This window comes from Herbidospora solisilvae, assembly GCF_009901565.1.
GTDB lineage: Bacteria > Actinomycetota > Actinomycetes > Streptosporangiales > Streptosporangiaceae > Herbidospora > Herbidospora solisilvae.
In genome coordinates, this window is sequence record NZ_WXEW01000009.1 from 183,343 (window position 1) to 202,975 (window position 19,633).

Annotated in this window: 15 protein-coding genes; 9 read left to right on the top strand and 6 right to left on the bottom strand. The window is 69.0% G+C overall.

Annotation, left to right across the window (positions count from 1 at the left end; all coding sequences use genetic code 11):
* Nucleotides 1–67 precede the first annotated feature (67 nt).
* From GT755_RS29370 to GT755_RS29380, 4 genes are all read left to right on the top strand, one after another.
* The gene (locus tag GT755_RS29370) at nt 68–1,423 is read left to right on the top strand and encodes a HAMP domain-containing sensor histidine kinase (RefSeq protein ID WP_161482826.1); all 1,356 of its coding nucleotides are present in this window, start codon (nt 68–70) and stop codon (nt 1,421–1,423) included.
* Nucleotides 1,417–1,743 carry a hypothetical protein gene (locus GT755_RS41365; protein WP_202610657.1) on the top strand — a complete coding sequence of 109 codons (327 nt, stop codon included), beginning with the start codon at nt 1,417–1,419 and terminating at the stop codon, nt 1,741–1,743. Before GT755_RS29370 ends, GT755_RS41365 begins: the two co-directional genes overlap by 7 nt.
* Entirely contained in the window at nt 1,688–3,934 is a 2,247-nt protein-coding gene (locus GT755_RS29375) for a proprotein convertase P-domain-containing protein (protein WP_202610658.1), read from the top strand. The genes GT755_RS41365 and GT755_RS29375 overlap by 56 nt, the downstream gene beginning before the upstream one ends.
* 103 nt (nt 3,935–4,037) lie before the next feature.
* Nucleotides 4,038–4,586 carry a hypothetical protein gene (locus GT755_RS29380; RefSeq protein ID WP_161482828.1) on the top strand — a complete coding sequence of 183 codons (549 nt, stop codon included), beginning with the start codon at nt 4,038–4,040 and terminating at the stop codon, nt 4,584–4,586.
* 125 nt (nt 4,587–4,711) lie between these two features.
* Here GT755_RS29380 and GT755_RS29385 read toward each other — a convergent pair whose 3' ends face one another.
* Nucleotides 4,712–5,449 (bottom strand): AAA family ATPase, encoded by a 738-nt coding sequence (locus GT755_RS29385; protein ID WP_161482829.1) that lies wholly within the window; start codon nt 5,447–5,449, stop codon nt 4,712–4,714.
* 44 nt (nt 5,450–5,493) lie between these two features.
* Here GT755_RS29385 and GT755_RS29390 point away from each other — a divergent pair, with 44 nt between their 5' ends.
* Both GT755_RS29390 and GT755_RS29395 read left to right on the top strand, forming a co-directional pair.
* A complete protein-coding gene (locus tag GT755_RS29390) occupies nt 5,494–6,819 on the top strand; it encodes an SWIM zinc finger family protein (protein WP_161482830.1) in 1,326 nt (441 codons plus the stop codon).
* On the top strand, nt 6,816–9,929 hold the full coding sequence (locus GT755_RS29395) for a DUF7824 domain-containing protein (protein ID WP_161482831.1): 3,114 nt from the start codon (nt 6,816–6,818) through the stop codon (nt 9,927–9,929). Before GT755_RS29390 ends, GT755_RS29395 begins: the two co-directional genes overlap by 4 nt.
* Before the next feature lie 204 nt (nt 9,930–10,133).
* On the opposite strand, the gene GT755_RS29400 is transcribed toward GT755_RS29395, so the two are convergent.
* Nucleotides 10,134–11,120, bottom strand: coding sequence for a hypothetical protein (locus tag GT755_RS29400; protein WP_161482832.1), 987 nt, complete (start codon nt 11,118–11,120; stop codon nt 10,134–10,136).
* 481 nt (nt 11,121–11,601) lie between these two features.
* On the opposite strand from GT755_RS29400, the gene GT755_RS29405 reads away from it, so the two are divergent.
* Nucleotides 11,602–12,141 (top strand): GNAT family N-acetyltransferase, encoded by a 540-nt coding sequence (locus tag GT755_RS29405; RefSeq protein ID WP_161482833.1) that lies wholly within the window; start codon nt 11,602–11,604, stop codon nt 12,139–12,141.
* 14 nt (nt 12,142–12,155) lie between these two features.
* Here GT755_RS29405 and GT755_RS29410 read toward each other — a convergent pair whose 3' ends face one another.
* Complete coding sequence (locus tag GT755_RS29410) at nt 12,156–12,848, bottom strand: hypothetical protein (protein WP_161482834.1); 693 nt, start codon at nt 12,846–12,848, stop codon at nt 12,156–12,158.
* Nucleotides 12,849–12,877: 29 nt separating this feature from the next.
* Between GT755_RS29410 and GT755_RS29415 the strand changes: the two genes are divergently transcribed.
* Complete coding sequence (locus GT755_RS29415; RefSeq protein ID WP_161482835.1) at nt 12,878–14,041, top strand: hypothetical protein; 1,164 nt, start codon at nt 12,878–12,880, stop codon at nt 14,039–14,041.
* 488 nt (nt 14,042–14,529) lie between these two features.
* On the opposite strand, the gene GT755_RS29420 is transcribed toward GT755_RS29415, so the two are convergent.
* The 3 genes from GT755_RS29420 to GT755_RS29430 form a co-directional block, all read right to left on the bottom strand.
* Nucleotides 14,530–16,413: an NACHT domain-containing protein gene (locus GT755_RS29420; RefSeq protein ID WP_161482836.1), complete on the bottom strand. Its 1,884-nt coding sequence runs from the start codon at nt 16,411–16,413 to the stop codon at nt 14,530–14,532.
* Between the two features lie 131 nt (nt 16,414–16,544).
* Entirely contained in the window at nt 16,545–18,701 is a 2,157-nt protein-coding gene (locus GT755_RS40735) for an NACHT domain-containing protein (protein WP_161482837.1), read from the bottom strand.
* Nucleotides 18,702–18,895: 194 nt separating this feature from the next.
* Nucleotides 18,896–19,144, bottom strand: a complete 249-nt coding sequence (locus GT755_RS29430) for a hypothetical protein (protein ID WP_161482838.1) — start codon at nt 19,142–19,144, stop codon at nt 18,896–18,898.
* Between the two features lie 160 nt (nt 19,145–19,304).
* On the opposite strand from GT755_RS29430, the gene GT755_RS29435 reads away from it, so the two are divergent.
* Nucleotides 19,305–19,457 carry a hypothetical protein gene (locus tag GT755_RS29435; protein ID WP_161482839.1) on the top strand — a complete coding sequence of 51 codons (153 nt, stop codon included), beginning with the start codon at nt 19,305–19,307 and terminating at the stop codon, nt 19,455–19,457.
* Nucleotides 19,458–19,633 lie beyond the last annotated feature (176 nt).

The window sequence follows — 19,633 nt, forward strand, 5'->3', positions numbered from 1 at the left end:
TTGGTGGTTTTCTTCTGGAAACCGGCAAGGATCGATAAGGGGACCCTTCTGGGAAGGGGTGATCAACGTGAGCTGGTGGCATCGGCGCTCGATCCGGACTCGCCTGGCCGTGATGGCCGCTGCCGTGATGGCCCTGTTGTGCACCGCCATGGCGGTGTTCATCGTGCTCATGGTCCGGCAGACGGCGATCGACCACCGGACCGAACAACTCTTCACCAACGCCATCAATTTGGGCGCCCAGTTGCGCCGGAGCGTTCCCGATCTGCACGAGAAGAATCCGGGACAGGCGGTCCAGGTGTTCGACCCGGCCGGAGCCGTCGTCGCGGCCACGCCCGGCATGGCAGGCCGGCCGCCGATGACGAACCTGCGCCCGGATCCCGACGCCTACGCCACCACCACGACCTGTGACGCCCCCACGTTCGCCGGCCGGTGCGTGATCGGACTCGCCTACCCCGTCCACCGGGCCGACGGCCTCTGGCAGCTCGACGTGGCCGTCCCGGCCGTTCCCTGGTACGTCAGTCCGCAGCTGATCGTGCCGCTCGCCACCAGCTGGGTGCTGCTGGTCGCGGCGGCCGCGGTGGGCAGCCACCGGATCGTCGGCAAGACCCTCCAGCCGGTGTGCTCCATCACCCACACCCTCGCGCAGATCACCTCCAGCGACCTGCGGCACCGGGTGCCGGTCCCGAAGTACCGCGATGAGCTGCGCGACCTCGCCCAGACCGCGAACCGGACCCTGGACCGCGCCCAGGCGGCGGTGGAACGGCAACTCCGCTTCGCCTCCGACGCCTCCCACGACCTGCGCAGCCCCCTGACCGCCATCCGCACCCGGATCGAGGAGGCCCTGATCGAGCCGCGCGAGGCCGACTGGCCGCGGACGGGTGAGGCGCTGCTGGACAGCGTGGACCGCATGCAGGCCCTGATCGGCGACCTGCTGCAGGTGGCCCGGCTGGACGCCGGCGTCACCGCCCGGCACGAGCCGGTCGACCTGACCGGCCTGGTGGCCGGGGAACTCGATCGCCGTGCGGCCAAGGCCGAGCTGCGCCGACGCCTCACCCCCGGCGTGACGGTGGAGGGGTCGCGCATCGAGTTGTCCCGGCTGCTGAACAACCTGATCGACAACGCCGAACGACACGCCGCCTCCGCCGTAACGGTGACCCTGACCCTGGAGGCCGGCCAGGCGGTGCTGGAGGTGAGCGACGACGGCGAGGGCATCGCCATCGAGCAGCGAGAGGCCGTCTTCCAGCGGTTCACCCGCCTGGAGGCCTCCCGCGCCAGAGACCCGGGCGGCACCGGGCTGGGGCTGCCGATCGCCCGCCAGCTCGCCGAAGCACACGGCGGCACCCTGACCGTCGAAGACAGCGTCCGCGGCGCCCGATTCGTGCTGCGCCTGCCCGTTTACGCTCCCTCCCCACCACAGTGCTGACGCCGCGTGATCGTCGGGAGCTGATCGATGACGCCGACGACTCCGAACATGAGTCGGCGAAGATCGCCCAGCGGATCCGGCGGGACATGGCCGCCGACGCCGCCGAAGGCCGGCCACACGGGGTATGCCCGGCGGGGTTGCGCCCGGTCTACGACGAGCCGACCGGGAAACTCATCGTCGAGTTGTTCACGCTGCTGCGCGGGGGCCGGAGCTTCCGAGGTCTGGCGAAAGATTTCGAGGCCAAGGGATACGTTCAGCGAACCGGTGTCGGCGGCGCAGGCTGCGGTGAAAAATCCGGCGGATGCGCCGGTTGCGGGTAACGCCGTGATGGACGCCGAGAACAAGGTGCTGACTTTCACCCCCGCGCAGGCATGGACCCCGGCCACCAAGTACACGGTGGCCGTGAGCGCGGCCAAGGACGCCGCAGGCAACACCATGGCCCCGCACAGCTGGTCGTTCACCACCGTCGGCAATCCCATCGGCACCAATGGGACTGACTATCCCATCGCCGACAATGCCACGGTGGAATCCCCCATCACGATGTCGGGCCACTCCGGTAACGCCTCGACCACCTCCACCGTGGAGGTGCATATCGCCCACACCTACATCGGCGACCTCCAAGTCGACCTGGTCGCACCCGACGGCAGCACCTACCCCCTGCACAGCCACACGGGCAGCGACACGGACAACATCGATCAGACCTATACCGTCAACCTGTCCAGTGAGCCGATCAACGGCACCTGGAAACTCCGCGTCAACGACAACGCCGGCGGCGACACCGGAAAAATCGACTCCTGGACCCTCACCCTGGGCGGTCCTGCACCGGCCGGGCTGCAGGCCCAGGCGGAACCGGAGCAAAGGACAACTGCGTCGACATTGTCCCGGGCATCGGCCGAAAACTCCCAGCCCTCCCAGGCCGGAGCGGCCGCGGATCGGACTGCGGCCGCGGCTGCCGGCGGCACCTTCGATTATGAGCACTCCAGCCTGGAGGACTGCAGGGTCAGCCCGCGCGGAACTGACTATGCCGAATATGACGCTCGCATCGAGGAGCTGCCTTACAGCTCATGCTGGTCCGCCTACCTCTACCTCCAGGACTACGAATACGATCCTGAGACAGGCAAGATGAAGAAGGCAAACAGGAGGAGCCACGTCTTCGCAATGTTCGCCGAACATGTGGGGGAGGAAGTCGAGGAGCTATTCGATGACGACGACGCCTTTCGCTTCCGCGCCACATGGGTTATTCATAGCTACCTGGGCGACAAGACCGGCAACAGCGTGGTCAACGGCGCGGGAAGCGGCCTGAAGCCAACCACCATGAAAATGTTTCTCCGCCTCGATGACTTCGCGGTTGTCGATGACAGTGACGGCGGAGAGGTTAAGTTCTCAGGGAACAGGATGGGCGGCCTGCCCATCACGGCGGGGCTGCTGACCGGCGCCCGGAGTGGCAGTAACGGCGACTGTGACCCTGATGACGAAACAAAGCACAAGGATGTTTCGGAATGGCATTCCACGCCTGACGCGATGTTCCTTATCAGCGCCTCAGTCCCCTCCAACAGCACAATGATCTGTTCATTCACGCCAAGCCTGCTGCTTCATACAGACGACGGAATAACGGTCCTCAATCTCTGGAGCCAAGAGGTCAAGGACGAGGACGGCCTGACGATTGGCGTGCGGCGCCACGGCAGCGAAGAACCCTATGATTTCACATGGGTGCCGAATTTCCGGTGCGACAGGAAGACCTTTGGTGCCGGTAATGACGATGTCCCGGACCGCACCGGCGGCTGTGTCAACACTCGATCCAAGCGCGTATTCGTTATGTCGAAGTCCAGGGACGCGAGATTCATCGAGGTCATCGAGCATATCGAGGCAGCGCTCAACCCCAGCAACTCTCAGACTTTTCCGCCGCTTCGGCCGGGCCACAATTGGGGTGATCCAAGTCATCCGCCCAGCAGATTTGGCCCAGTAGGCGGGCAGAACAAGCAAATCCCCGGCAACTGGGGAGCGCCTGGCGCCAACAACCCGGCAGGGAAGCCGCTAACCCGTGGCATAACCAAGACCGAGGCCAACGCTGAAGGCACAATCCCGACCTATGACTACAACAGAAATTATTTCTCCAGGAGAGAACTGCATATGGATGTGGGGACGACACAGGAAATGCACTGGCTTCTCCCGCCGTCCCTATCGGTCCCGCCGGCGACCGAGCTTGAATACAATATCCGCGAGAAAGAGCGTGAGCGCCGCGCCTGGACCATAAACTACTGCAAATACTATATGCCGGAGAAGTATCGCGCACCGAACACGGCGGACAAGCTACCCGGGGGAATGGGTAACTCCTGCGACGAGTACCCGTTCGCGTCGACCCTCCAGGGAGCCGCTTATGCTCAAGGGAATTTTTCCCTGAAAGCTGTGAATGCCCGGCAGAACAGCTTGCACGGGACGACGCTCGAAACGTTCTACACACAATTTCGAGTAGGACGAGGCACTAAATTCTGGGTGCTCATCGAATCTTAGGATTCGCCAGAGAGTCCATCCTGGGAGGTGGGCGAGGAGTGGCATTGCCATACTTCTCGCCCATTTTCCTCTCACCGTCGTCGTACAGAATCTGGATATCACTATGAATGCCCTTCCTGCCGAAAACCAACAGAGTCTCCTGCTTGAACATGGACTGCACAGCTTCTTCATGGCCCAATGGGTCAGCATCGAAGACGTCGGCGAGGTGGCCCGGCGGTTAGGCATCGAAGCGGAGACGACGGTCGTGTGCGACTTTCAGGCTGCCATGGAATTCTACGGTTCCAAGTCCGAGGGGTCGCAGCGGGCTTGGATCACCCGCCTTGCTCCCGGCTGGTCCCTGGTTCTTTATCTCAATGGATTCAGGTCATCTCCGGAGGCCCTCAGCGTGGGCGGCCAGCGCGTTTTCGATGTCTCATGCGTCTACGGCATAGGAGAAATCGATGAACTCTCCTACATTCACGATGGTGTATGGGGCGGAACCATCTACGATGAGGAAGAATATCGCATTCACTGGGAGGATCTGACATATGACATCACTTCACTGGAAGGGCAGCTGGAAGAGTATCTATGTGTCCTGGGAAGAGTCAGTGGGCGGTTTCTCGACCGCGACTGGTTTTCATCGCAGGGGCTGCTGGGAATCACCCCCGAATAGATGCGCCAGAGGACGCCCGCCCGCTGGATCGCCCAATGCGCCCGATGAGCTCAGTGGACAGCGGTCAGGTATCACCCCGGACGAGGGAGAGCCCGCGCACGGAAAGGTCCGGCGAAGCGCCGGCCTCAGATCTCCCGATCGACGATGTGCCGCATGTACAGCTCGGGTCGCGCGAGGAAGCGCCGCCAGTCGTCGACCAGGGGGAGCTCGGCCCACTCTGTCACGCGGCAGCCGTGGTCGCCCAGCTCGATGATCTGGGCTCCGGGCAGGCTCGTGAGAATCGGCGAGTGGGTGGCGCAGATGATCTGGCCGCCCTCGCCCGCGACCCGGTGCATCAACGCGGCCAGACGCAGGCAGGAGTGGAAGGAGAGGGCGGCCTCCGGCTCGTCCATGAGATAGAGACCCGGGCCGTCGGCCATGTAGGCCAGGACGGTGAAGAATCCCTCGCCGTGGGACTGCGTGGTGAGGTCGTCCTCCCAGAAGCCCTTTCCCTCTTTGGTGATGACGCCCCGGGCGAGGTTGAAGAGCGTTTCGGCCCGGAAGAAGAACGCGCGCCGTTTCAGGCGGGGGCCGTGCAGCAGGCGGCCGCCGGCGACGGTGAGTTCGGCGTCCAGGACCTCACCGAGCGGGGTGGCGGGGCCGGTGCTGGCGTATTTCGTGCCCGCCTTGCCGCCTTCTGAGTTGATCTTGCTAACGTCCGCGATCGCCTCCATGATCGTGGACTTGCCCGACCCGTTCTCGCCGACGAGGAAGGTGACAGGGGCGGTCAGCGGCAGGCCCCGGTCGGCGAGGTGGCGGACCGCGGGCAGGGCGGCGCACCAGGAGTCCGGGAGCTGCCGGGCGCTCAATCGGGTGATCAGCACGGAGGGTCTCTCGTTTGTCGGTGGGGAGATCTATTGTCCCGGCCATGACTTCAGCGACGCAGGCGTACACGTACGCCGCGCCCTCCTCTCTTGTCGACGGCCGCCTCGGATTGGCGACCTCCGGCGGCCGGGCCCTGACCGGGCCGTCCGTGGCGCCCCGGTTCTTCAGCGGCGTGGTGACCCAGGCGGCGCCCGCCGCGGCGGCGCTGCTCGGTGTCGCCGATGTGGCGCTGGCGCGCTACCACCAGCCGCAGGCGCGGAGCTGGGTGCGCGACCCGGTGGTGACGTGCAACGGAGACCGGTTGCGGTTCGAGTCGTTCTCGGCCTGCGGCGGGGTCTACGCCCGGCTCGACCTGCTGGGCGGCGCGCTCGACGGCGAGGTGTTCGATCGCGGGACCACCAACGTCGACGTGAACGCGCCGTTGCGGGAGGCGCTGGCGCGTGTCGGCGCGCGTGATCCGCTGCACCTGGGGGTCGGGCTCGACGAGCTGGTCGTGACGACGATGGACGGCGCGGTGGTGGAGAAGAAGGTGCCGCTGCCCGAACGCTGGTTGCGCGGCTTCGCCGAGGTGCAGGTCATCGCCTCGGGCATGGACCAGCGCGGCGAACTGGCGGGCCTGGCGGCGGTGCGGTTCCTGCGCGGGCTGCCGAAGAAGGGCACGTTGTGGGCGACCCAGGCGGGGCGTGAGCTGAGGGTCTCCGACCGTCAGGTCCCGGGCTCGGTGCGGCTCGCCGCTCCCAACCGGCTCGGCACGCTCCTGCCGCTCCTGCGCTTCGCGAAGACCCTTCGTGTGTACGGCCCGGGCGACGCCGCCTCCAGCGCCTGGGAGCTGGAGTTGCCCGGAATGCGCTACACGCTCGTGTTGTCCCCCGAACGCTGGCGCGGCTTCTCCGGCGAAGGCGCGGTCCTCGACGACCTGGCCACCGACGAGGCCGAGAACGACGCCGACGTGGTGGGCATGCTGCTCAACTTCGAGCCCGAGGTCGAGATCGGCCTGCTGGCCGACCGTGCGGGCATCCCCGCCGACCGGGTGCGGGCCGCGCTGACCCAGCTCGGCGTCGCCGGACGGGTCGGCTACGACCTGGCGGAGGCCGCCCACTTCCACCGCGAGCTGCCCTACGACAAGGACAACGTGCTCCTGCTCAACCCTCGGCTGGCCAAGGCGCGCACGCTGGTCGAGGCGGGCGCCGTGCGGCTCGAAGGCGAGCTGGCCAGCGTCACCACCTCGGGCGGAACCCGGCGGGTCTCGCTGACCGACGGCTCCTGCACCTGCGAGTGGTGGTGGGATCATCGCGGCTCCCGCGGGCCGTGCAAACACGTGCTCGCCGCCCGCATCGCCGCCCGCGCCGCCGTGGAGGTCTCCCGATGAGCCTTCTGGCGGAGATCTCCCACCTGCTCACCGACAGGTCGATCACCCGGCTGGCCGACCGGCTGGTCACCCTCACCGAGGAGGAGCGCGCCGAGTTGACCGGGCAGCTGCCCGGCCTGGTCAAGAAGGTGCGCCTCCCGGACGAGCCGCTCGACGCCACCATGCTGCTGCTGACCGGGGCCGGCGTCATCACCGGCCCGGCCGCCGCCGTGACGTGGATGACCGGCCGCGACGTCACCCGCCGCTGGGCCGCCCCCATCGACGTCGCCCTGGTGTGCCGGGTCGTGGCCACCCGGCCGCCGGAGTGGCGGCGCGACGTCGCCGTCCGGCTGGCCCAGCGGATCCGGCGGCCCGGTGACCGCATCGCGCCGCTGGCCGTGGCGCTGCTGCGCGCGTCCGGCGTGGCGCCGCCCGAGCATGATCCGCTGGTCGCCGCGTGGTTGTCCGAGCCCGGCGTCGCCGACGACCCGCTGACCCCCGTTCTGCTGCCCCGGATCTTCGACGCCGACGGCGCGGGCCGAGCCCTCCGGGACGAGCGGCTGGAGCCCGAGCCGACCCACTGGCTGGCCACCGCCGTTCGCGAGCTGCCCAGGGAGCAGGCGCTCGACGGGTGCGTGAGCCGTTTCCTGCGCGGCGGCGACCCGCAGGACCTGCGGTTCTTCGTCCGGCTGCACACGATTCTCGACCCCACGCCCGCCGAATCGGCGCCCCGCGTGCGCGACTACCTGCGCCTGCTGCCGTCGGCTCCGGGCCCGGTCGCCGAACTGGCCGCCGCGCAGGTCCGGCGGGCGCTGCCGCTCGACCACGCCGACCTGGTGGAGGCGGTGGAGGCGCTGACCTTCCGCCCCGAGGCCAAGCTCGCCGCTGTGGGCCTGCGCTGGACCGACCAGACGATCCGGGCCACCCCGGAGCACGCGGGGGATTTCGTCACGGCGCTGACCATGGCGTACGCCCACACGTCCTTCGACGTGCGCAACCGCGCGGCCGAACTGACCCTGAAGCACGCCGGCCTGTTCATGGCTCACGCCGAGGCGTTCCTGGGGGCGATCCCCGAACTGCCCGCCGGGCTCGGCGCCGCGCTGGCGACACGGTTCGGCGGGGAGGTGCCGGTCGAGGACCTGCTGGAGCGCAAGGAGTTCCCGCCGCTCCCGGAACCGCCCGAGCCCGAGCCGTTCCCCGAGCCGTCGATCGTCCCCTCCGGCCTCGACGAGTGGATCCGCCTGGAGCGCTGGCTGGCCGCCTTCGTCGCCGGCATCCACGCCGACCGGGCGGAACTGCGCCGAGAGCTCACGCCCTACGTCGAGCAGCAGTCCTACTACCGGCAGGTCGACGCCCGGCGCACCAGCCCCGACGCATGGCAGACGACCCTCGCCGCCGAGCTGGTCTCCCCTGGCAGCGTGCCGGTCCTGCCGCCGCTCGGGCCGGAGCGGTTCTGGGAGGGCGAGAGCTACTCGACGCAGGTGCTCGCCGTGACACGGGGTGCGGAGATCGCGCCGCCGGAACAGACCTACCGGGGGATCACCATCAGCTTCGGACACCCGGAGCGGGGCCACTATCTCGACGACGACGCCCCCGTGCGGTCCATCGCCATCACCTGGACGAGCGACGAGGGCCCGTCCACGGCCGAGGCCCGCGAGAACGGCGAGCAGGTTCCCTACCGGAACGGCTGGGTCTCCCTCACCGGAGCACCCGTCGACGAAGCGGTCGCCAGGGCCGCCGAAATGCGGTGGAACCGGTTCCACGACGACGAAGAGAGGCACGCCGACGTCGGGGAGGCGATGCCCGACTTCACCCTGGACGGCGTCTACGAACGGATGGCGGAACTCGGCGTCCACCCCGCCCGGATCGAGGCGATGCGCGCGGGCGGCCCGGTGCCCCCGCCGGGCGACGACGAGCCGTGCGTGGCGGTGACGGTGATGTACTTCCCGGCCCGGCAGCGCTCCTTCCAGCCCGACCCGCTCCCCGAGGCCGAGGAATGGCGGCGGCAGCACCTGCTGCCCCACCCGAACATGATCTCCCCGCTCCACGACTTCCTGCTGCACCGTTACGCCGAGATCCTCGACGCCCTCCGCGCCGGCACGCTACCGCCCGTGCTGCTGGCCACCCCGACCTGGCTGCGCGGCCACCTCGACCCCGCCGTGCTGGTCGACCGCCTGGAAAGCTGCGCCGCCGCGGGCCGCGAGCCACTGGAGGCCGACCTGGCCCAGGCGCTGCTGCGACTCCCGAGGGGCGACCACCCGGCCGAAGCCGCCCGCGCCGCCGCGATCGGATCGGCCGCCGCCCGGCAGGTCGCCGCCTGGCTGGCGGGGGAGGGCATGCCCGACCCGGAGTGCGGCGCCACCTGGCCGCAGACGGCCGAGGCCGGCGGGGGCCGGCTGACGCCCGTGCTCAAGGCCACGCCCACCGGTGTCCGGCTCATCGACGAGGTGGCCCTGCGGCAGCCGTTCGAGTGGACCGACGACGAGAAGGGCGGGGCGATGGGCGCCTGGCCCACGATGGTGCCCTCCCACCGGGAGGTCGTGGCGGTCAACTTCCTGCCCTTCACGCTCCGCACCTACTGGAGCCCGTGCGTGGGCCAGCGCGAGGTCTCCCGCATGGTCGCCGCCGACGGCCTCCTGGGCGAGGCGACGGCGACGATCGTCGCCTATCTGCTCGGCGCGGAGCCGTCCCAGACGATCCCGCTGGTCCTGCGCATGGCCGCGCGGGGCGACCTGCCCGCCGAGACGATGGGCCGGCAGCTCGCGCTGCTGATCCGCAACACCTGGCTGGAGACCCGGCCCGTCGTCACGGCCCTGACCGACCTGGCCGAGGCAGGCGGCCACCACGAGGTGTGGCGCATGCTGCGCGCCATGCTGCCCGGGTTGCTCGGCGAAGGCCGCCGCATCACCGTCCCCCAGGCCGAACTGGTCGCCTTCGCCACCGACGTGGCCCGGTGGACGGGTGCGCGCGGGGAGATCCCGGTCATCGCCGAGTTCGCGAAGAGCCGCCGGACGATCCGCTTCGTCCACGAGTGCAAGCGGCTCCACGCCCAGCTCACCGGGACATCCGTACCGAGCACAGGGGCCGGATCGGATCCGACTGGAACAACGTCAACCGGGCTGGGGTGCTGATGATGGCGGGTGTGGCGATCAGCCGCGGTCCGGCGGGGCGGCCACCTGGCTGACGAACGCGGTTTCCTCCCGCTGGTCGACCGCGAGGCGCCTTCACCAGCTGGTGAAGGCGCTCCTGCCCGCCCGCCGGCTTCCGCAGCGGCGTCATCATTTACGTCGCGCTGAACCGCACCTCAAATGCCCTCATTGCTCGCTTCGCGCCTGTCATGAGAGCCGAGCGCCACTATGACGACCTGCGGGAAAAGGGCAAGGTCGCCTGGTCGCACCGTGGTAGGACATGGCGGCGGCGAGCAGGCCCAGGCCCCACAGTGTGTAGCCGAACATCTCCATCGACACCTTCCAGACCGGGGCCTGGGCGAGGTTGCCCTTGCCAAGAATCCATGCCGTCATCCCGGCCACGCCGAAGTAGCCGGCCAGGCCGGCGCCGACGAACAAGGCGGGTCCGAGCACCAGCCATCGCGGCACATCACGCCCTGCCAGCGGAACCACCCACCGCGGCCAGATGCGGCCGAACCGGTGGACCAACGCCAGCGGCAGGAGGGTGCCCGCCAGGATCATCAGGATGACGAAGACCGCGAAAGGCGAACCGTCCATGAACGGCAGCGGCTCGTGCGCCGTGACGGAGTCGAGCACCAGCGCGGTCACCCGAGCCGTGCACCCGCCGAGCGCGACGTAAGCGGCGAGGTAGGCCCAGCGCGGTGTGGGGTCAGTGCGCCGCTCCGGCGAACGGCCGTGCACCCGGCCGCAGTGGACGCAGGCCCGCCGGACCCTGCGCTGCTCGGCGACGGCGCACGCCAGCGTCAGTACGCCCGCCGCCGCTCCGGCCGCGCGGGTCAGCAGACTTCCCCAGTGGTCGATCTGGCCGAAGAGCATGGTGACGAGACTGATGGGGAGCATGTACGAATAGACGATCAGCCCGGCCCCGGCCACCCATGCCAGCGCCACCAGCGTCCACCGCGCGGGCACGGCCCAGTGCTGTGCGGTCCCGGTGGCGATCAGGGCGCACACCGCCGCGGCCGTTAAGGCGAGCGTCACCGCCGCCCACCGGCCGGGCGAGAACGGCTCCTCGGGAGGAGCCGAGGGTGATCCCGGGTTCATCAGCCACCACACGTGGGCCACCCCGTAGGCCGCACTCCACCCCGCCGCAACGTAGGGCCACCTGCGCGGCCCGCGTAATGCCCCGGCTCTCATTCGAACTCCTCGGCCCCCGTGACTGGACGACTCGACGAGCGTGCCCTGCCAGAGCTGTGATCTCGCTGAGGGGCGCTGAGAGTCCACTCAGCTGCGGAAGCGCGCGAAGGTCTTCGCGCAGGGGACAGGTCCTAGCCGCCGTGTTCCGCCCGTCCTCCGGTGGACCACGCTGCTTCGAGGGGTCTATTCCATAGGGCCCCGAGTCAGCGAGCGGCGCCGCTGAGATCTAATGATCTACAAAGTAAAGGTGCCGGGCGAGGAAACAAGACAGACCAACGAAAACAAACCCCTCACCTACAACCGAGCCCAGATCGGTGCCCGGCGCGATGCGCTGACTGCTTGAAAGCGCCTGCAGGCCGTCCTGGTGCGTCTTGGGAGGGCATGGTCGTGCTCGGCAACCGGCATATGAACTCGGAAGCCATGCGCGGGAGTGGCACCCCTCATGACGATCGGCCATCGCATTGCGGTGATCATTGAGGGCATGAGGCCGCAACCGTTGATCGAGCACGGGGAGGTCACGCTGCGATGCTGGCGGCCGGAGAAGGACGTCACGCTCCTGTTTCGGCTGATCGAGGAGTCGCTGGAACATCTGCGCCCATGGATGCCGTGGGTGGCCGGGCACAGCAGGCAGGCCACCGCCGATTTCCTGGCGCGGTGCGGGCCTCGGTGGGAGCGCGGCGAGGTCTACGACTACGCGATCGTGCACCGGGGCAGGGTCGTCGGCAGTTGTGGGATGTCCGCCGGCGCCGACCCCAGCGGCCGACAGATCGGCTACTGGTTGCATCCGGCCGTGACCGGGCGCGGTCTGGCGACGCTGGCCGTGACCGCCTTGGCCGAGCAGGCGTTCACGCTGCCGGGTGTGGCGTACGTCGAGATCGTCCATGATGTCGCCAACGCCGCCAGTGGCGCGGTGGCCCGGCGTGCGGGCTTCAGTCAGACCGGGCGCCGAGCCGGCCGGTTGCCGTCGGTTCCGGGCGAGAGCGGCGTCGACCTGGTCTGGCGGTTGTCTCGTCCGCCGTGACTGTAGGGGAGCGGTCACATCGGCCGGATGGCCGTCTGATCGCCGCAGGCGGGCGGGCCGAAGCGTTCACACAGGCGCTCGAGCCCCAGACCGCTGATGAGCAGGCGTTCCTTGGCGTTGCCGAGCAGGTCGGCGCTCCAGGTGACGAAGCCGCCGTCGCCGAGGTTGAGATCGTCTCCGGCCGGGGTGGTGGCGCGGATCTCGAAGCAGGCGTCCCGGTAGTAGCCGCGGCCGCCGGTGCGATCGTCGTCGAAGGCGAACGCGGTGCTGGGGTATGCCTGCGTAAGCGGGTTCAGGACGTTCTCGCGCAGGGTTCGGCGATGCCGTCCGGCGGTCAGGTCGGTGACGGACACGCGCACCTCCGTGACCCGATGGCCGAGGGTGTGGACGCTGTCCAGGAGGTCGAGGTGGACGCCGATCTGCTCTGCCAGGGCCGTGGTCTCGAAGGCGAACGAGCCCTCGTCGCGGCCGGCGGTGCACAGCCCCAGCATCGTGAAGTGCGCCGCCATGCCAGGCGCGGCGTACGACTGGGCGCGGACCACCCGGTGCACGGCCGCCAGCCGGACCCGCCGGCGTGAGCGCGGGTCGCGGCGCAGCAGGTCCCGGCGGCGTACCGCGCATTCCAGAGCCAGCACATTGGTGGCGTCCGCGACGACCTCGGTGGTGCGGACAGTGGTGACCACCTTGTTCTGGTCCGCGGTCGCCACCGCCGAGACGGTGCCCAAAGGGCACAGTGGTGACAGCGCCGCGCCTTCACCACCTCTTGGACGACGGCACCGGCCGCACTCGTCCCGCGCTCGCCCGGCTGGCCTGGGAGCTGACCTCAATGCCGGTCCCCTACCGGGGCCTGGCCTGGCTCGACAACAACCCGCTGGTCAGCGACTACCTGCGCGGCCTCGCCCGAGGAACCATCCCCCTTACCCACCAGGGCCTGCACGACCTGGACAGCTGGCGGACCGCCGCTCATCTCCGCGACCTGCTCATGGCCACCGGGGCACTGCCCGCAGTCGATCGGCAGATCATGCAGTTCGAACGCTGGTGCCTGCATCGCCTCACCGAGATCACCGATCCCGAGCACGCCCAGTTCCTCCGCGGCTTCGCCCGCTGGCGCCTATTACCCCACCTTCATTCCAAAGCGCGCCGAGGCCCGGTGGGCGTCGGCTCCCGCAACTGGGCCGCAGGCAGCCTCAACAGTGCCGCCGTCTTGCTGACCTGGCTCAGCGACCGCGGCACCACCTTGAAGACCATGTGCCAGGCCGACCTCGACGTCTGGTTCGCCGCCGGCCCCGACCCGCACCGCACCCGCGCGTTCCTTCGCTGGGCCATGACCACCGGTCACGCGTCCCGCATGGTTCTTCCTACAGCCCGGCGCGCACCGGTCGCCCCGATCAGCCAGGACCGGCGGCTCCACCTGCTGCGCCGGTTCCTCACCGAGGACACCATCGACCTGCGCACCAGAGTCGCGGCCTGCCTGATCCTGCTGTTCGCCCAGACCATCACGCGCCTGCTGCGCCTCACCCTCGACGACCTCCTCGACCAGGACGAGCGAATGTTCCTGCGACTCGGCACCCCTCCCACGCCCGTCCCCAAACCTTTCGCCGCCCTAGTCCGCGACCTCGCTGACCAGCGCGCGAACATGAACACCGCCGCCAATCCGCAGGCCCGCTGGCTGTTCCCTGGCGGCCGGGCGGGCCAGCCACTCAGCGTCACCGCGCTCAGCCAGCACCTGCAAGCGCTCGGCTTCCCCACGGTTGCCACTCGCACCTCAGCGTTCCGGCAGCTCGTCCTCCAAGCCCCCGCTCCCGTCATCGCCGACGCTCTCGGCTACCGGCACAGCACCGCCACCAAGCACTTCATCGCCGCTGGGGGTAGCTGGTCCCGCTACGCTCCCCGCAGATGACCTCGGCAGCAGCACCTGCGTCTCATCCAAAATCCCCGCCAGCCGGGTCACGGCCCCCTCCACCAAGTCCGCCACCCGAGCCTCGCTCCCCCCTGCCAGAGCAGCAGCGCACAGCTCCAGGAACCGGCGCACCGCCGCGATCTCCTCGACCACCGCCCGCCGATCCGCCTCCAGCAAGCTGTCAGACGCGGCCACCCGCATCGCCGAAGAGGCCACCAGGTTCGACACCGCCACTCCGGCCCGTGCCGCCGCGGCCGAGACGAGCCTGAATTCCTCATCCGTGAACTTGACGCTCACCTTGTTCTGCCGCCCACCTGCCACCCGGCGCCGCCGACCACCACCCGCCACCCCCACCTCCCGCTCGATCGGAGCAGCACAGCAGCCCTCCCACCCCACCCGTGCCGCGCGCAAGACCCGGTCGAGCTCCTCATCGGGTGAAGCGCACCTTCACCACGTTCTACCGCCCTCGACACGCCGCCGCCGAACGCTCACGCCCGCCTCCCACCACGTGGATCAGCAGCGAGATGGTCCTGGAACTCGGCGTGCCGGAATTGGTAGATCGGGCCGATCGCACGCAATAGTCCCAGCCGGTGCGCGTCATCAAGGAATGGCATCAACGTGCGAGGCAGATGGCCCGCCCAGGCCAGCCGGTAAGTGGCAACCAGATACGCCAGCCACGCACGGTGGTCCCCGACCACGAGCCCGACCACGAGCCCGAACACGAGCCCGACCACGAGCCCGAACACCAGCCCGCCCACGAGCCCGCCCACGAGCCCGAACACCAGCCCGCCCACGAGCCCGACCACGAGCCCGAACACCAGCCTGCGGGTGAGCAGTGCCTCTCGACCTTGCAGACGGAGGTTGGCGAACCCTGGTTCATGAGATGGCCATGACCCGATCGTGAGCCCGCCCGCGAGCCCGAACGCGAGCCCGAACACGAGCCCGAACACGAGCCCGAACGCGAGCCCGAACGCGAGCCTGGTTGTGGTGGTGATGCTGCGGGTTGTCTGGGCCAGGCGCCACCAGGCGAGGTCGCGGGTGGGTGGGCTGCCGTCTGGGGGGTGGGTCATGGTGCGGGCGAGGTAGGCCAGCCATCGGCGGGCTTGGTCGGGGTCGTGGTGGCGGTGGGGCCGGAAGGGGTCGGCGGGGTCGGTGCTGGGCGGGCGGGTGGCGATCAGGGCGGGGATGAGCTGGTCGAACAGGTGGCCGCGGAGTTGGTCGGGGCCGAGGAACCGGCCGGGGTCCAGCAGTGGCGCTGGATCGATACGACCGTCGATGTAGATCACTCGCAGCAGCCACAAGCCCAAGGCGGTGCTGGCGACTGCGGCCAACGTCTTTCCGGGATCGGGTCCGGTCGTGGTGGCGGGTGCTGTGCGCAGGACGGACAGGGTCTGCTCCCATCCGGCGGCCGGTTGGGGCGACAAGCAGCGCTTCAGATAGGCCGCTGCCGTCTTCGGGGTGACAGGCTGGGGTTCGATGACCAGGGCCGAGGTGAGCACGTCTCCCGCACCGTCGACGGCCTCGGCGAACTCAGCGGTCCGGCTGGTCACGATCAGCTGATCGGTATCGGCCAGCGACCGGTTCAGCGCCACGATGACGGCCTGCTGCACGGCAGGAGAGAGCTCGTCCAGGCCGTCCAAGACCGGAAGGATGTGCCCGCGCACCGCCAACTCCTCCCCCATCCTGGCGGGCAGGTCGGGGGAGCGCAGCGCGGGATAGTCCTGATCGAGCCGGGAAGCCAGCCACTGGTGCAGGCGCGGGAACACTTCGGTGTCCCAGCCAGCCACCGGCATCAGCACCGGCACCGGTTCGCCAGGATGGGCGGCGCGAGTAGCCAGCAGTTCACGGACCAGTTGAACCGCCAGAGTGGTCTTGCCGGTTCCGGCGGCCCCGAGGATGACCAGGCGGCGGCGGCGCATGCTGCGGAACTTGCCTGTCAGGGCGGCAATGTCGTCGCTGGAGGCGGTCAGCCGCTGGACCCCGGGAGTGAGATTGGCCGGATGGTCCATAACCGCCGTGGCGGCGGTCTGCCGCCAGATGACCGGGATCGGGTCGGGGTCATCCAGCGACCGCCGCGTCGCTTCGGTCTTCCACTGCTGTTCTACCAGCCCAGCCAGCGCATCCTTGGCGAGGCTCACCTGCTCGGAGGTGAGCACCGAGGGGCCAGACAATCGCCGCCGCCACAGCCATAACGGCACCAGCAACGTCGGGACCACCAACACGACACTGACCAGCTGGGCCAGGTTCGCCCCGGTCTGGAGCCCGTCCTTACCGCTCAAGCCCCAAACGATCAGCGCCAGTAGCCCGATCACGCCTGTCACACCGACCCACCAGATCAGCGCGTACCGCCACGAACCGTTCCACCTCGCCATGCCCAAATCCTGAGCCATCCGGCCTCAGCGCACACACAAGGGCACGAACCGTGACCAACCCGCATCCGCAACGTGCGCAGACGGATACGACAGAGTCGAATACGTCACGGTGCCAGTCAATCCTCTGATATTCAGCGCGGTGGCGGATCGGCGGCGAGGTGATCCTGGAACTCAGCGTGCCGGAATTGGTAGATCGGACCGACCGCGCGCAGCAGCCCCAGCCGGTGCGCGTCATCCAGGAACGGCATCAACGTACGAGGCAGATGGCCCGCTCGGGCCAGCCGGTAAGTGGCAACCAGATACGCCAGCCACGCGCAGTGGTCACCGATCGTGAGCCCGAACGCAAGCCCGACAGCGAGCCCACCCGCGATCCCACCCGCGAGCCCGGCCGCGAGTCCAACCGTGAGCCCGACCGCAAGCCCGAACGCAAGCCCGACCGCGAGCCCGAACGTGGTGGTCCGCATGAGATTTAAGGCACGGTCAGCTCGCCAGCTGGCCATTGGTGCCGTTGCATGTTCTGTTGTGGCCGGGACCTCAGCCCATTCCACTAGCCCGACTGCGAGCCCAACCGCGAGCCCCGTCGCGAGCCCAACCGCGAGCCCGAACGCGAGTACGGTCGCGAGCCCCGTCGCGAGCCCAACCACGAGCCCGAACATGAGCCCAACCACGAGCCCGAACGCGAGCCTGCGGGCCAGCAGTGACCCTCGACCTTGCAGGCGGAGATTGGCGAACCCAGGTTCCTCCGATGGCCATGACCCGACCCCGCTTGAGAGACCAACCGCGAGACCAGCCGCGAGACCAACCGCGAGACCAGCCACGAGACCAACCGCGAGACCAACCGCGAGACCAACCGCGAGACCAACCACGAGACCAACCACGAGACCAACCACGAGCCTGGTTGTGGTGGTGATGCTGTCGGTTGTCTGGGCCAGGCGCCACCAGGCGAAGTCTCGGGTGGGTGGGCTGCCGTATGGGGGGTGGGTCATGGTGCGGGCGAGATAGGCCAGCCATCGGCGAGCTTGGCCGGGGTCGTGGCGGCGTCGGGGCCGGAAGGGGTCGGCGGGGTCGGTGCTGGGGGGGCGTGTGGTGATGAGGGTGGGGATGAGCTGGTCGAACAGGTGACCGCGCAGCTGGTCAGGGCCGGAGAACCTGCCGGGGTTTAACAGTGGTGCAGGGTCGGCGCGGCCGTCGATGTAGACCACGCGCAGCAGCCACAGGCCCAAGGCGGTGCCGGCGACCGCGGCCAGCGTCGCGCCGGGATCGCGTCCGGCCGTGGTGGATGGTGCCGTGCGTAGAACGGACAAGGTCTGTTCCCATCCTGCCGGCGATTCTGGCGGCAGGCAGCGCTCCAGGTAGGCCGCGGCCGTCGTCGGGGTGACAGGCTGAGGTTCGATGACCAGAGCTGAGGTGAGCACGTCTCCCGCGCCGTCGACGGCGCGGGAGAACTCGGCGGTCCGGCTAGTGACGATCAGCTGATCGGCATCGGCCAGGGACCGGTTCAGCGCCACGATGACAGCCTGCTGCCTGGCAGGAGGGAGCTCGTCCAGGCCGTCCAGCACCGGCAGGATGTGCCCACGGTCGGCCAGCGCCTCCGCCATCCCAGCGGGCAGGTCGGGTGCGCGCAGCGCGGGGTAATCCTGATCGAGCCGGAAACCCAGCCACTGGTGCAGGTGGGGGAAGGCGGCGGTGTCCCAGCTGGCCACCGGCATCAGCACGGGCACCGGTTCGCTTGGATTCTCGGCGCGGGTGGCCAGCAGTTCGCGGACCAGCTGGACCGCCAAAGTGGTCTTGCCGGTTCCGGCGGCCCCGAGGATGACCAGGCGGCGGCGGTGCATGCTGCGGAACTTGCCTGTCAGGTCGGCGATGTCGTCGCTGGAGGCTGTCAGCCGCCCAACCCCGGGGGTGAAGTTGGCCGGATGGTCCATCACCGCTACAGCGGCGGTCTGCTGCCAGATGACCGCGATCGGGTCAGGGTCATCCAGCGACCGCATCCTCGCTTCGGTCTTCCACTGCTGTTCCACCAACCCGGCCAGCACATCCTTGGCGTGACTCACCTGCTCGGAGGTGACCCCCGGACGGGCCGACGATCGCCGCCACCACAGCCATAACGGCACCAGCAACGTCGGGACAACCAACACGACACCAACCAACTGGGCCAGGTTCGCCCCGGTCTGGAGCCCGTCCTCACCGCTCAACCCCCAGCCGATCAGCGCCAGGAACCCGACCACGCCTGCCACGCCAACCCACCAGGTCAGCGCGTACAGCCACGAACCGCCCCGCCTCGCCATGACCAAATCCTGAGCCATCCGGCCTCAGGGCACCCGCAAGGGGAACGAACCGTGACCAACCCGCATCCGCAACGTGCGCAGACGAATACGACACAGTCGAATACGTCACGGTGCCAGTCCCCGCCTGGCTCAGCAACGGAAAGGCCCCGGCGCTCTGACTGCGCCGGGGCCCTGCTGCTGATCGAGACGGCCCGCTACCCGGTTCGCTTGACCACGATCGGGGTAACCGGAGCAAGAACATCCCGAGAAGCCGAGCAATGCTTCATCCGAAGACAACGCCAGGCCGTCATCCACACCTGCACGTCTTCCTTCGAGCCTGAGCAGGCCCAGATGCAGTTCTCCACCAGCGGACCCGGCGGCAGGTTCCTGCCCTTCAGGGCCTTGCAGAGAGTGCTCGCGGCGAATGCCCTGCGGGACCGGTGCGCCAGCTCGCGGTAGCTCATCCAGTGAACAGTCGCCCCGGCCGCTGACGGGAGAGCGACGGGGGCATCGTGGGCGACTCAGCTTCGCGCCCAAGGGTCTGTCCTCGGCCGCAGCCCGGGATCTGCTCGCGCAGGTCGGCCCGAACGCGGTGCCGGAGCAGCGGCCTGGACTGGCCCCCGTATGGCCGCGAAGCTGTGGGCGCCGGTGCCGTGGATGCCGGAGGTCACGATCACGCTGGAAGTGGCGTTGGGCAAGCGGCTGGAGGCCGTCGTCGTCGCCGTGGTGCCGGCGCTCAACGCAGGCCTGAGCCTGATGCAGGAAGGCCGCGCGTAAGCGGCCGTCGAGCTGCTGCGCTCTCTCAGCAACGCCCGTTTGGGGCTCATGACACCTTTCTTACCGACACCCCAAGACGCGGACCTCTCCCGCCAATTTCTGCACTCAGACTCCTCGAAGGCCGAGACTCGGCACACCGGGCACCGGCGGGCCCCGTTGGGGCGCCACCGGAATAC